This is a genomic window from Streptomyces telluris, from assembly GCF_024519335.1.
Lineage (GTDB): Bacteria > Actinomycetota > Actinomycetes > Streptomycetales > Streptomycetaceae > Streptomyces > Streptomyces telluris.
Map to the genome: position 1 here is coordinate 15,744 of NZ_JANIID010000018.1, position 12,965 is coordinate 28,708.

The window sequence follows — 12,965 nt, forward strand, 5'->3', positions numbered from 1 at the left end:
CCGGCAAGGGGATATCAGGGCCTCATCCGAGGGTGATTTCGGTGATTCTGTGCCGAGCAGGGGCACGCCACCTCGTATTGTGCCCCGGGCAGGGTAGGCCGAATCTCGTCGGTGTTTATCACCAGCGCTATCGCCGATGCTGCGCCTGCGCTATCGGCAAAGTGCGGTGATCCGTCATGCCGACGGAATGTGCCACCGGATGCGTTGCCGAGAGAGTAGCGGGTATGTGGTCCCGGCGGGGCGTTATCGATCACATTGGCTGGGCATCATCGACCGTGACGCGAGCGGCCGGCGCCGCGACGACCCACGTGAGGAGGGACCCTGCGATGGGGGACAAGGTCGTGGCCGGGGGCATCGACCTCGCCGACCGGCAGCGCCACCGGGCAAAGCTCCGGCAGTGCCTGGAAGCGCTGGGGAGACTGCTGGAAGAGAAGCGTTTCGACCGTCCCAGGAATCTCATGGGCCTGGAGATCGAGCTGAATCTCGCGGGGGCCGACGGGATGCCGAGCATGGTGAACGCCGAAGTGCTGGAGCGTATCGCGAGCGGTGATTTCCAGACCGAACTCGGCCGGTTCAACCTGGAAGTGAATATTGTTCCGCACCGGCTGTCCGGGAGCGTCCTGGACCAGCTTGCCGAGGAGTTGCGGACGACTCTCTCCTATGCCGATCGCAAGGCCATGGAGGTCGATTCCGGGATCGTGATGATCGGTATTCTGCCGACCCTGGAGGACCGTCACCTGGTCTCGGCGAACCTCTCCGCGGACGAGCGCTACGCCATGCTGAACGCGCAGGTGGTGGCCGCGCGGGGCGAGCACTTCACGATCGACATCGAGGGCGTCGAACGTCTGACCTGTACCGCGGAGTCGATCGCTCCCGAAGCCGCGTGCACGTCCGTGCAGTTGCACCTGCAGGTGACGCCCGGGCGGTTCGCCGCCGTGTGGAACTCCGCGCAGGCGGTGGCGGCGGCGCAGATCGCCGTCGGGGCCAATTCCCCCTTCCTCTTCGGCCGGGAGCTGTGGCGCGAGTCCCGTCCGCCGCTGTTCGTCCAGTCCACCGACACCCGCCCGCCCGAGCTCACGGCTCAGGGGGTGCGGCCGCGGACCTGGTTCGGGGAGCGCTGGATCGATTCTGCGTATGAGCTGTTCGAGGAGAACCTGCGTTTCTTCCCGCCGGTGCTGCCGATCTCCGACGACGAGGAGCCGGTGCGCGTCGTGGAGGAGGGCGGCGTGCCGATGCTGCACGAGCTGACGCTGCACAACGGGACGGTCTACCGCTGGAACCGGCCGGTCTACGGGGTGGCCGACGGCGTACCGCACCTGCGGGTGGAGAACCGCGTGCTGCCCGCCGGCCCCACCGTCACCGACGTCATCGCCAACACCGCCTTCTACTACGGGCTGGTCAGGGCGCTCGCCGAGGAGCCGCGGCCGGTGTGGACCCGGCTGCCGTTCCGCGTCGCCGCGGAGAACTTCGACGCGGCCTGCCGGCACGGCATCGACGCCTGGCTGCGCTGGCCCAAGGCGGGCCGGGCGGGCACGCTGGAGCGCCGGCCGGCCGTCCGGCTCGTCCAGGAGGAGCTGCTGCCGCTCGCGGCGGCCGGGCTGGACGCCTGGGGCGTGGAGCCCTCCGACCGCGACCGCTACCTCGGGGTCATCGAGGGTCGCTGCCGGAGCCGCACCAACGGGGCGTCCTGGCAGGCCGCGGCCTACCACCGGGCGCTGGAGCACGGCATGGACCGGCACAAGGCGCTGGCCGTCACCACCCGGCGCTACTGCGAGCTGATGCGCACCGGTGCGCCGGTGCACACCTGGCCGGCCGGCCCCGGCGACTGACACGTCCTCCCCTCCCGTACCCCCCTGGCCCACCGGCCGCGGGGCGTCGGGCAAGCTGTGACGGCGGCCGCCGGTACGGGCGGCGGCCGGCGGGGCGTCGCCCCGCCGCCGGGGCGGGAGGAAGCGGAGGCACAGGTGCGGCAGAACGCGCAGGGCGAGGACGGCATCCTGCCCGGAGCCCGGACCGGCCCGGCGTCCGGCGAAGCCGTCCGGCGGCGCACCCTGCGCAGCGAGACGCTCCTGGTCCTGGCGCTGTCGCTCGGGGCCAGCGCGGTGTCGTCGCTGATCAGCTTCGTCGGCGCGCTCACCAGGCCGGGCGGGCTCCGGGACCAGGCCGCCAACCTCAACGCCTCGCACGCCCCCGGCCGCCCCTGGCTCGACCTGTCCTGGCAGGTGTTCGGCATCGCGACGGCGCTGGTGCCCGTGCTCCTGGTGGCGCATCTGCTGCTGCGCGAGGGCGCCCCGGGCCTGCGCGCCGTCGGTTTCGACCGGGACCGCCCCGGCTTCGACCTGACCCGCGGCACCGGGCTGGCGGCCACGATCGGCGGTGCCGGCCTGCTGTTCTACCTCGGCGCCCGGGCCGCGGGCTTCAACCTGACGGTGGTGCCGGAGTCGCTGCCCGACGTGTGGTGGAAGATCCCCGTCCTCGTCGCCTCGGCCGTGCAGAACGCGGTGCTGGAGGAGGTCGTGGTCGTCGGGTACCTGCTGCGCCGGCTGGGGCAGCTGGGCTGGACCCCGGTGGCGGCGCTGGCGGCGAGCGCCGTGCTGCGCGGTTCGTACCACCTCTATCAGGGCGTCGGCGGGTTCATCGGGAACATGGTGATGGGCGTGGTCTTCGTCCTGCTCTACCGGCGGTGGGGGCGGGTCGGGCCGCTGGTGGCCGCGCACGCGCTGATCGACATCGTGGCGTTCGTCGGCTACGCGCTGCTCGCGGGCAAGGTGGGCTGGCTGCCCACGGCCTGACGCCGTTCCCGCTCCCGGCCCCGTGCGCCGGCAGGTCGCCCGCTACGCGAGCAGGTCGCCCTCGATGACGGTGACGGCGGAGCCGGTCAGCAGCGTGCGTCCGCCGCGCAGGCCGGTCCGCACCAGGCCGGTCCGGGCGGAGGCCTGGAGGCCCGTCAGGTCGTCGCGGCCCAGCCGTCCGGACCAGAAGGGGGCGAGCGCGGTGTGCGCGCTGCCGGTGACGGGGTCCTCGTCGATGCCGACGTTCGGGAAGAAGCAGCGCGAGACGTAGTCGTAGCCGCGCGCGGGGTCCTCGGCCGGGGCGGTGGCGATGATGCCCCGGCGCGAGTGCCGGCCGAGGGCGCGGACGTCGGGCGCCAGGGACCGTACGGCCTTCTCGTCGGCCAGCTCGACCAGCAGGTCGCCGATGTGCGGACCGGTGTCGTACGTGCTGAGGACCTCTGCGCCCAGGGCTTCCGTGACGCCTTCGGGGAGGGCGACCGGGGTGATCGGTGCGGTGGGGAAGTCCAGCGTGATCGAACCGTCCTCGTGCGCCGTGGCGGTGAGGACGCCGCAGCGGGCGGCGAAACGGACGGTGCCGGTGGCGGCGCCCGTGGTGTGCAGGACGTGCGCGGTGGCGAGCGTGGCGTGGCCGCACATGTCGACCTCGGTGAGGGGCGTGAACCAGCGCAGCGCCCAGTCCGCGCCCTGCGAGGCGTCGGCGAGCGGGCGGGCGAAGGCGGTCTCGGAGAGGTTGACCTCGGCGGCGATCCGCTGGAGCCGCTCGTCGTCGGGGAACTCCCCGGAGTCGAAGAGGACGACCCCGGCCGGGTTGCCGGCGAAGGGGCGGTCGGTGAAGGCGTCGACGATTCGAATGCGCATGGCCGGACGCTACGGGCGTGAAGAACCCGCAGGCCAGAGCCAATTCACGAAATGTGGCCCGGCCGGGGTCGCCGGTGAGGTGTGGGAAGGGCATTGCCATGACTGTAGTACCGATATATCGTTGACGTGTCGCGACCGATACGCGACCGATCAACGACAGTGTTGGTGATCGGCGGAGTGCAACGAGGGGAGGAGCGCCATGTGGCGTTCTCGTGGACATGAGCACCATGGGCCCGGCCATCACGGTCCGGGCGACTTCGACCGGCGGCGGGCGGCCTTCGGGCCCTTCGGCCCGCCCGGGTTCGGGGGGCCGCCGTCCGGCGGGCCGTGGGGGCGCGGCCGGGGCGGCCGCGGGGGACGTGCGCGCCGGGGGGACGTGCGGGCCTCGATCCTGACCCTGCTGAAGGAACGCCCCATGCACGGCTACGAGATGATCCAGGAGATCGCCGAGCGCAGCGGCGGCGCCTGGAAGCCCAGCCCGGGGTCGGTCTATCCGACGCTGCAGATGCTGGAGGACGAAGGCCTGATCGAGAGCGCGAGCGAGGGCGGCAAGAAGCTGTTCAGCCTCACCGGGGCGGGTCGCGCCGAGGCCGAGGCCGGCCCCGAAGCCCCCTGGGAGGACGCCGGCCGCGGCGTCGACTGGGAGGCGATGCAGGAGGCCCGGCAGGCGGGCTTCGGGCTGCTGGAGGCCTTCGGGCAGGTCTGGAAGTCCGGCACCCCCGAGCAGCGGCAGAAGGCCCTGGCCGTGATCGGTGAATCGCGCAAGAAGCTCTACCTCATCCTCGCCGACGAGGACTGAGCCGGCTGCGCGGCGGAGCGGGGGTGTCCCGTTCCCGAGGCCCCGCCGGGAACGCCCGGGGACGGGAACACCCCTGAGAACGCATCCGCCTCCGTCCTCCTCAAGGAGGAGGAAACGGCGGCCCGTACCCAACCCCCGTGGGATGCGCGAATGCTTCCCCACGGGGATGACCCGGCGGTTCGTGACTGATGGGGTGGGAGGGTGCAAAGCCGCGTGGGAGATACGGGGGCGACCGACGTCGCCCGAGAGGGCCAGTTCAGCGCCGGACTGGCGGCCGCGGTCGCGGGTGCCCGCAGGCGCGCCGTGCGGGACGGCGACCGGCAGACCGACACCGCCCACCTGCTCCACACCCTGATGGAGTCGGACCCCGAGGTGTGCCGCGCCGTGGACGGCGGGAGCCCCGGCCGGTCCGTGCGGCTGCTCGGCTACCTCGTCCAGCGCACCATTGGCTACGGGCTGCGCTGGAGCGGCACCGTCGAGGACTCCGGCTCGCTGCCCGTCCTCCTCGGCTGCCGGGCGCCCGGCTGGTCGCCCGCCGCGGCCGCCGCCATGGACGGCGCGTCCGCCCGGGCCCGCGCGCGGGGCGATGACCGGGCGGAGGGGACGGACCTCCTCGCGATGCTCGCCCTCGACCACCGGTGCCGCGCGGCGGAGGTGATGCGCCGGGCCGGAGTGGACACGGAGGCGCTCGCCGACCGGCTCGGCGCCGCCTCGTGAGTCCCGCGGGTTCCGCATGAGTTGCGCCGGGGGCGCGGCAATCCGCCGGTGCGACGGGGCGCCGAAACCTGTCATGAGTGTCCGGGGATGACGCTCCTGTCATCTGCTGGCATGATGACCCGATGCATGCCTCTCAGGAGAGAAGCGCAGGCCTGGGCCTCGCCCTGGCCTCCGCGCTCGCGTTCGGCGGTTCCGGTGTTGCGGCCAAGCCGCTGATCCAGGCGGGCCTCGACCCGCTCCACGTGGTGTGGCTGCGGGCGGCCGGTGCCGCCCTGGTCCTGCTGCCGGTCGCCTGGCGCCACCGCGCCCTCCTCACCCGGCGGCCCGCTCTCCTCGCCGGCTTCGGCCTGCTGGCCGTCGCCGGCGTCCAGGCGTGCTACTTCGGTGCGATATCCCGGATCCCGGTCGGCGTGGCCCTGCTCGTCGAATACCTCGGCCCGGCGCTCCTGCTCGGCTGGGTGCGCTTCGTGCAGCGCCGCCCGGTCAGCCGTGCCGCGGCCGTGGGCGTGGCGCTCGCCGTCGCCGGACTCGCATGCGTCGTCGAAGTCTGGTCCGGCATGAGCTTCGACGCCGTGGGCCTGATGCTGGCCCTCGGCGCCGCCTGCTGCCAGGTCGGCTACTTCGTGCTGTCCGACCACGGCACCGAGGGCGAGGAGCCCGCCGACCCCCTCGGCGTCATCGCCTACGGGCTGCTGACCGGCGCCGTGGTCCTCACGGTCGTCGCGCGCCCCTGGGACATGGACTGGTCCGTCCTCGCCGGCAGCACCGGGATCGGCGGGACCGAGGTGCCCGCCGTCCTCCTCCTCGCCTGGGTCGTGCTGATCGCCACGGTGGTCGCCTACGGCACCGGCGTGCTCGCCGTGCGCAGGCTCTCGCCGCAGGTGGCGGGCGTGGTCGCCTGCCTGGAGGCGGTGGTCGCCACGGTGCTGGCCTGGGTGCTGCTCGGCGAGCACCTCTCGCTGCCGCAGATCGCCGGCGGCGCCCTGGTGCTGGTGGGCGCCTTCATCGCCCAGTCCTCCACGCCCAAGAAGGCCGCCGCGACGCTGGTGGCGCAGGGCGAGGCCGCGGCGGCGGGCTCCGCGGCGGACGCCGGCGGCCAGGGGGAGTTGCCCGCCGGAACCCGCCCGGCCTAGGGTGCCGATCATGCACAAGACCGTTCTGCCGCCTCCCGCCGCCTAGCGCGGGCGGCCGCACCCGGAAGACCGGGCCCGGGGTGGAGCCCCCGGGCGGATCGCCGCTGCCCGCACGACGGACCAGCGATCACTTCACGTCTTCCGCGGGAGAACAGTCATGCCCCGTTCCGCTCCTTCGTCCTGCCCTGCCACCGGGCGGCCCGAGCACCTTCCGGCCCGTCCGGCCCCCTTGTCCTCGCCCGCCCCGGCAGACGGCATGTCCGTCGGCCGCGGTCTGCTCTACGTGGCCGTCGCGGCCACCTCGTGGGGGACCACGGGTGCCACCGCCGGCCTCCTTATGGGCAGCAGCGGCCTCGGCCCGGCCGCGCTGACCTTCTGGCGCACGGCGGGCGGCCTCGTCCTGCTGCTGGCCGCCCGGATCGTGATGCGGCGCCGCGCGGCCCGTACGCGCGACCGCGCCGTCCGTCCCTGCGAGACGTGGCCGCGCCGGACGGCGCGCGTCCTCGTCACGGGCATCGGCCTGACGGTCTTCCAGACGGCCTACTTCGCGGCCGTGGAAGCGACCGGGATCGCCGTCGGCACCGTGGTCACCCTGGGCGCCTCGCCCGTTCTCGTCGCCCTCGGCGGCCGGCTGCTCATGGGGGAACGGCTCGGCGCCGGAGGCGTCACGGCCGTCGGCGGCGCGTGCGCCGGACTGGCCGTGCTGATGCTCGGCAACGACGGCACGGGCGCGGTGCGTCCGGCGGGGGTGGCGCTCGCGCTGCTCTCCGCCGCCGGATACGCCGTCGTGACCGTCTACGCGCGCGTCCTGGAGCGCGAGAAGCGCGCCACGGATCCCTTCACCACGACCGTGACCTCCTTCGCGGTCGGCACCGTGTGCCTGCTGCCCCTGGCGGCCGCCGAGGGCCTGTGGCCGCAGGACGAGCAGCTGGGCCGCACGCTGGCGCTGGGGGCCTATCTCGTGACGGTGCCGACGGCGCTGGCCTACGGGCTGTTCTTCGCGGGGCTCGTGGTCGTGCGGGCCACCACGGTGTCGGTGATCACCCTGCTGGAGCCGGTGACGGCGGCGGTCATCGCCGTGGCCCTGCTGGGCGAGCGCCTCACGGCCGCGACCGCGCTCGGCACGGCGGTCCTGCTGTGCGCCGTGGCGGCGCTGGCCGCCGCCGAGGCGCGCGGAACTGCGGCGTCGGCGGCGGCGAAGCCGCTCGGTGACCGCCTTCCCGACCCGCTCGGCGACGGCCTTCCCGACCCGCTCGGGATTCCGGTCAGAGAGCGGTGACGTAGCCGGGCACGGGGGTGCCGGGCGCGAGGTGCTCGTCGGGTATGGGCGTGCCGTACGCGGGGGCCACGGGGACGATGCCGCTCCAGTGCGGGAGGGGCAGGTCCTCGGCCTCGTCGTTGACGCCCCCGGTGCGGATCTTCGCGGAGACCTCGGCGAGGTCGACGCGGAGCACGGCCGTGGCGGCGAGCTCCTTGGCCGAGGCCGGGCGGCAGTCCGCCGACCGGCCCGGCGTGGCCTGCTCCACCAGGGCGTCGAGGGCCGCGCGCTTCTCCCGCTCCTCGGTCACCTGCCGGGCGGTCCCGTGCACCACGACCGAGCGGTAGTTGAGGGAGTGGTGGAAGGCGGAGCGCGCGAGGACGAGGGCGTCGACGTGGGTGACGGTCACGCACACCGGCATGCCCGCGTCCCCCGCCCGGCCCGCGCCGCGCAGCGGGCGCGAACCCGTCGAGCCGTGCACGTAGAGGCGCTCGCCGATGCGCCCGTAGAGCGTGGGCAGGACGACCGGTGCCCCGTCGCGCACGAAGCCCAGGTGGCAGACGTAGCCCGCGTCGAGGATCGCGTGCACGACCTCGCGGTCGTACGAGGCGCGCTCGCGGACGCGGGTGGGGGTGGTCCGGTCGGTCCGCTCGTACGAGGCGGGGGGCGCAACAGTCATTGCGGACTCCATTGCACTAGTGCATAATCTGTTTTGTGCTAGGAGAGTATCGGATCGAAGGCCGTCGCGCAGCGGACATTTCCGCGAGCGTGGAGCGCGCCGTGGGCGCGGGCAGGCTCGCCCCGGGCGAACTGCTCCCTCCCATGAGGGAATTGGCGGTCGAGCTGGGGGTCAACCCCAATACGGTGGCCGCCGCCTATCGCACGCTGCGCGAGCGCGGGGTGATCGAGACGGCCGGGCGCCGCGGCAGCCGCGTGCGCCACCGCCCGGCCAGCACGCCCCGCGAGCTCATCCACGTCGAGGCCCCCGAGGGTGTCCGGGACGTCTCGGCGGGCAATCCCGATCCCTCCCTGCTGCCCCCGCTGGGCGAGGCGCTCGCCGCTGCCGCCGCGCGAGCCGCCGAAGCGCCCGCGCTCTACGGGGCCCCCGCCGTCGACACCGGGCTGGAGCGGTTCGCCAGAGCGGCCTTCGACGCGGACGGCGTCCCCGGCGGGCCGCTCGCCGTCACCTCCGGTGCGCTCGACGCCATCGAGCGCGTGCTCGCCGTGCACCTGCGGCCCGGCGACGCCGTCGCGGTCGAGGATCCGGGCTGGGGCAGCCTCCTCGACCTGGTCCCGGCCCTCGGCCTGCGGCCCGTTCCGCTGCCCGTCGACGACGACGGCCCGCTGCCGGAGGCCGCGGACCGGGTGCTGCGGCAAGGAGCGCGGGCCGTCGTCGTCACCGGCCGGGCGCAGAATCCCACCGGGGCGGTGGTCGGCGAGGCCCGCGCGCGCGAGCTGCGTGCAGTGCTCTCCGGCCATCCGCAGGCGCTGCTCATCGAGGACGACCACGGCCACGGCATCGTCGATCTGCCGCTCAACACCCTGACGGGCTGCACCGACCACTGGGTCGTCGTGCGTTCCGTTGCCAAGGCGTACGGCCCGGACCTGCGGCTCGCGGTGCTCACGGGCGACGCCGTCACCGTGGACCGGGTGCGCGGCCGGCAGCGGCTGGGCCCCGGCTGGGTCAGTCACATCCTGCAGGACGCCGTCGTCCACCTGTGGCGCAGCGGCGCGGTGGACGCGGCGCGAGTCGCCGGTGCGTACGGGCGTCGCCGGGATCCGCTCGTCCGGGCCCTGCGTGAGCGGGGGATCGCGGCGCACGGGCGCAGCGGGATGAACGTATGGCTGCCCGTGCCCGACGAGACGGCGGCGGTGGCGCGGCTGCTGCACGCGGGGTGGGCGGTGGCGCCGGGCGCCCGGTTCCGGCTCGCGTCACCGCCGGCGGTGCGGCTGACGGTCTCGGGCCTGACCGTGGACGAGATAGAGCCGGTCGCGGACGCCCTGGCGTCCGCGACCCGCCCGTCGGTGGCGGGGCGTTACGACTGACGGCCCCGCTGCGGACGGCCCCGCCTCCCGGACTGCTCCTAGGCCTTGGTGTGTTCCTTGTCCTTGCTCCGGCTCTTGCCCGCGCTCTTGCTCTGGGCCTTGCTCTGGGTGAGGGCGGCGCCGGCCAGGACGATCAGGGCGCCCACGGGGGTGTTCCAGCTGAGCGCCTCCCCGAGGAAGGCCACTCCGGCGATGGTCGCCACGACCGGGACGAGGTAGGTGATCATCGTCGCCGTCGTCGGCCCGACCTCGGCGACCAGCCCGTACTGCACGAGGAAGGCCAGCCCCGTGCCCAGCGCCCCGAGGGCGAAGATCGCCAGCAGCGGCACGGCGGGGAAGGAGGTCGGCACCGGGGCGAACACCGGGGCGACGACGGCGAGCTGGGCCGTGCCCAGCAGCAGCTGCGCGCCGGACTTCGACAGGTTGGAGTCGCCGGTGTCGGCCAGGGTGCGCCGGACGTAGATCCAGCCGACCGCGTAGCTGGCGGAGGCGGCGAGGGCCATCACCGTGCCCGCGGCGTCCTGCCCCGAGAAGCCCTGCCAGGCCCCGAGCACGGTCAGCACGCCGGCGAAGCCGATGGCCAGCCCCGCGAACCGGCGCCGGGTGGGCCGGTCCTCGGAGAGCGCCACGAGCGAGAGGAGCATGCCCCACAGCGGGGTCGTGGCGTTGCAGATGCCGGCGAGGGTGGAGGGGATGCGCAGCTCGGCGTAGGCGAAGAGCGTGAACGGCAGGGCGTTGAGCAGGAACGCCGCGACGGCCAGGTGCGCCCAGGTGCGGGCGGCGCGCGGCAGGCGTTCCCGCTTCACGGCCAGCATCGTGACCAGCACCGCCGCGCCGAAGAACATCCGGCCGAAGGAGACGTACAGCGGCGGGAATCCGTCGGTGCCGAGCTTGATGAACAGGAAGCTGCAGCCCCAGATGAGGGCGAGCGCACCGAAGCGGATCCTCCAGTCCACGGCGGGACGGCCCCGCTGAGGGGGCGTGGAGGAAGCGGGGGGAGCGGGGGAGGCCGCCGGAGTCGAGGGGCCGGAGGAGCCGGAGCTTGCAGTGGTGCGCATGACCATAAGAATGACCGCGCACTCGCCTTTAGAACAAGTAAATATAAATGGGATCCATCGCGTAGGGTTGCTTACATGTTGAACCTGGAGCGTCTGCGTACCCTCAATGCCGTCGCCCGCCACGGATCCGTCAGCGCCGCGGCGGACGGGCTGCACGTGACGACGTCCGCCGTTTCGCAGCAGCTCGCCAAGCTGGAGCGGGAGACCGGGCAGCAGCTGCTCGCCAAACACGGCCGAGGCGTGCGGCTCACCGACGCCGGACGGCTGCTCGCCGACCACGCCTCGCGGATCCTCTCGCAGGTCGAGCTCGCCCAGGCCGACCTCGAGGCGCAGCGCGGGCAGGCCGTCGGCGAGCTGCTCCTCGGCGCCTTCCCCACGGCCGCCCGCGGCCTCTTCCCCGCCGCCCTCGCCGGGCTGCGCGGCGCCCACCCCCAGCTGCGGGCCCGGCTGGAGGAGATGGAGCCCGAGGAGGCCGTGCCCCGCGTGGTCCGCGGCGACATCGACGTCGCGGTCGTCCTCGACTGGTACAACAAGCCCCTGCCCATGCCGGACGGGCTGGCCAAGGCCCCGATCCTCGACGACATCGCCGACGTGGCGATGCCGGTGGACCACCCGCTGGCCGGCCGGGACCAGGTCGACCTGGAGGAGTTCGCGGACGACGACTGGGTCTCCTGGCCCCGCGGCGAGTTCTGCCACGACTGGCTGATGCTCACCCTGCGCGGGAAGGGCATCGAGCCCCGCATCTCCCACATGGCCGAGGAGCACCACACCCAGCTCGCCCTGATCGCCGCCGGGCTGGGCGTCGCCGTCGCCCCGCGGCTCGGACGCGGCCCCGTCCCGGAAGGGGTGCGCGTGGTGCCGGTGCGGCACACCGTGCGCCGTCACGTCTACGCGATCTGGCGCGCGGACGCGGACCGGCGGCCGTCCATCCGCGCGGCGGTCGAGGCGCTGAGGGCGGCGGGGGAGGAGATGGCGGGCTCCGCCTGATGCCGTGACCGGAAGGGTCAGCCGCCCGGCAGCTTGCGGAAGTCCCAGGAGGCGATCGCCTCCGGTGTCAGCCGGAGCCAGGCGTGGCGGCCGTCGTGCGGCATCGAGGGCAGGCCGCCGAAGTACTTGGCGGTGAACAGGGCCTCCGGCGCGGCGAGCTCCGGGCAGGGCTCGCCCGTGCGCGGGGCCTCGCCGACGAAGGCGGCCGTGCCCGACAGCTCCGCCCCGCGCAGCTCCCCGTACTCCCGCCCGTCGTCCACGAGCACCGCGACGCGCGCGTCGCGCCGCAGCTCCGCCCACCGGCGGCTGCGGACGATCGAATACAGCCACACCGCGGATCCGTCCCAGACGAACCACAGCGCGCTGAGGTGCGGACGCCCGTCCCGCCCCACCGTGGCCACCCGGCAGGTGCGCTGCCCGGCGAGGAAGGCGTCCAGCTCCGGCCGCGTCATCATGATCCGGCGGCCCCGCCGCTGGGTGGTGACCATGCCCGCGCCCTCCCCGCCCCCGGTATCTGACTGAGTGTCAGGAAGTGTGGCCCCCTTTCCCCGTCCGCGCAATGCCCGCTACCCTCACGCGGCCCGGCCCTCACGGCCGGACACCCGTCCTCACCCGCCGGAGACCGGCCCCAGGAGGGAGCGACCAGCATGGCGCCGCCGGACCCGCCCGCCGAGCGCCTCGACCCCGCCACGACCGTGCTGCTCACCGTCGAGTGCCAGCGCGGCGTCGTCGGCCCCGACGGCGCCCTGCCCGAGCTCGCGGCCGCCGCCCGCGCCTCCGGCGCCCTCGTGAACATCGCCCGCCTGGTCGCGGGCGCGCACGACGCGGGCGTCCAGGTCGTGCACGCCGTCGCCGAGCGCCGCCCCGACGGCCGCGGCGCCAGCCGCAACGCCCGCCTCTTCCGCGCGGCCGAGCGGCTGCCGGTGCAGCAGCTGACCGGCACCCGCGCGGTCCGCGTCGCCGACCCGATCCCGGTCGGCGACGCGGACCTGGTCGTCCGGCGGCTGCACGGGCTCTCGCCCCTGGCGGGCACGGGCGTGGACGCCCTGCTGCGCAACCTCGGCTGCCGCACCCTCGTCGTCACCGGCGTCTCGGCCAACGTGGCCGTGCCCAACACCGTCTTCGACGCCGTCAACCTCGGCTACACGGCCGTCGTCCCCGCCGACGCCATCGCCGGCGTGCCCGCGGACTACACCGCGGCCATGGTCAGCCACACCCTGGCGCTCGTCGCCACCGTCACCACGGCCGAGGCCGTCCTGCGCGGCTGGCGGAGCACGCCCCGGAGCGGCTGACGCCGGGCCGTGGCGCCCGGGC

At 74.3% G+C, this 12,965-nt stretch carries 13 protein-coding genes; 9 read left to right on the top strand and 4 right to left on the bottom strand.

Features of this window, described 5'->3' with window-relative positions; genetic code table 11:
• Positions 1-326 precede the first annotated feature (326 nt).
• Entirely contained in the window at positions 327-1,829 is a 1,503-nt protein-coding gene (locus NQU55_RS19790) for a glutamate-cysteine ligase family protein (protein WP_168092096.1), read from the top strand.
• A 165-nt stretch (positions 1,830-1,994) separates the two neighbouring features.
• A complete protein-coding gene (locus NQU55_RS19795) occupies positions 1,995-2,792 on the top strand; it encodes a CPBP family intramembrane glutamic endopeptidase (RefSeq protein ID WP_168092114.1) in 798 nt (265 codons plus the stop codon).
• A gap of 42 nt (positions 2,793-2,834) precedes the next feature.
• Here the strand turns inward: NQU55_RS19795 and NQU55_RS19800 are convergent, their stop codons facing one another.
• Positions 2,835-3,653 (bottom strand): PhzF family phenazine biosynthesis protein, encoded by an 819-nt coding sequence (locus tag NQU55_RS19800; RefSeq protein WP_168092097.1) that lies wholly within the window; start codon positions 3,651-3,653, stop codon positions 2,835-2,837.
• Positions 3,654-3,852: 199 nt separating this feature from the next.
• Here NQU55_RS19800 and NQU55_RS19805 point away from each other — a divergent pair, with 199 nt between their 5' ends.
• From NQU55_RS19805 to NQU55_RS19820, 4 genes are all read left to right on the top strand, one after another.
• On the top strand, positions 3,853-4,452 hold the full coding sequence (locus NQU55_RS19805) for a PadR family transcriptional regulator (RefSeq protein ID WP_168092098.1): 600 nt from the start codon (positions 3,853-3,855) through the stop codon (positions 4,450-4,452).
• A gap of 213 nt (positions 4,453-4,665) precedes the next feature.
• Complete coding sequence (locus NQU55_RS19810; RefSeq protein ID WP_168092099.1) at positions 4,666-5,169, top strand: Clp protease N-terminal domain-containing protein; 504 nt, start codon at positions 4,666-4,668, stop codon at positions 5,167-5,169.
• Positions 5,170-5,291: 122 nt separating this feature from the next.
• The gene (locus NQU55_RS19815) at positions 5,292-6,302 is read left to right on the top strand and encodes an EamA family transporter (protein WP_168092100.1); all 1,011 of its coding nucleotides are present in this window, start codon (positions 5,292-5,294) and stop codon (positions 6,300-6,302) included.
• A gap of 256 nt (positions 6,303-6,558) precedes the next feature.
• Positions 6,559-7,581: a DMT family transporter gene (locus tag NQU55_RS19820; protein WP_168092101.1), complete on the top strand. Its 1,023-nt coding sequence runs from the start codon at positions 6,559-6,561 to the stop codon at positions 7,579-7,581.
• Here NQU55_RS19820 and NQU55_RS19825 read toward each other — a convergent pair.
• Positions 7,568-8,239 (bottom strand): pyridoxamine 5'-phosphate oxidase family protein, encoded by a 672-nt coding sequence (locus NQU55_RS19825; protein ID WP_240976240.1) that lies wholly within the window; start codon positions 8,237-8,239, stop codon positions 7,568-7,570. The genes NQU55_RS19820 and NQU55_RS19825 overlap by 14 nt on opposite strands.
• A 35-nt stretch (positions 8,240-8,274) precedes the next feature.
• Here NQU55_RS19825 and NQU55_RS19830 point away from each other — a divergent pair, with 35 nt between their 5' ends.
• The gene (locus tag NQU55_RS19830) at positions 8,275-9,606 is read left to right on the top strand and encodes an aminotransferase class I/II-fold pyridoxal phosphate-dependent enzyme (protein WP_168092103.1); all 1,332 of its coding nucleotides are present in this window, start codon (positions 8,275-8,277) and stop codon (positions 9,604-9,606) included.
• Between the two features lie 38 nt (positions 9,607-9,644).
• Here the strand turns inward: NQU55_RS19830 and NQU55_RS19835 are convergent, their stop codons facing one another.
• Positions 9,645-10,664 carry a DMT family transporter gene (locus tag NQU55_RS19835; RefSeq protein WP_372504751.1) on the bottom strand — a complete coding sequence of 340 codons (1,020 nt, stop codon included), beginning with the start codon at positions 10,662-10,664 and terminating at the stop codon, positions 9,645-9,647.
• Between the two features lie 75 nt (positions 10,665-10,739).
• Between NQU55_RS19835 and NQU55_RS19840 the strand changes: the two genes are divergently transcribed.
• Entirely contained in the window at positions 10,740-11,651 is a 912-nt protein-coding gene (locus NQU55_RS19840; RefSeq protein WP_168092105.1) for a LysR family transcriptional regulator, read from the top strand.
• A 17-nt stretch (positions 11,652-11,668) separates the two neighbouring features.
• Here the strand turns inward: NQU55_RS19840 and NQU55_RS19845 are convergent, their stop codons facing one another.
• A complete protein-coding gene (locus tag NQU55_RS19845; RefSeq protein ID WP_168092106.1) occupies positions 11,669-12,139 on the bottom strand; it encodes a pyridoxamine 5'-phosphate oxidase family protein in 471 nt (156 codons plus the stop codon).
• 159 nt (positions 12,140-12,298) lie between these two features.
• Between NQU55_RS19845 and NQU55_RS19850 the strand changes: the two genes are divergently transcribed.
• The gene (locus tag NQU55_RS19850) at positions 12,299-12,943 is read left to right on the top strand and encodes a cysteine hydrolase family protein (protein ID WP_168092107.1); all 645 of its coding nucleotides are present in this window, start codon (positions 12,299-12,301) and stop codon (positions 12,941-12,943) included.
• Positions 12,944-12,965: the final 22 nt, after the last annotated feature.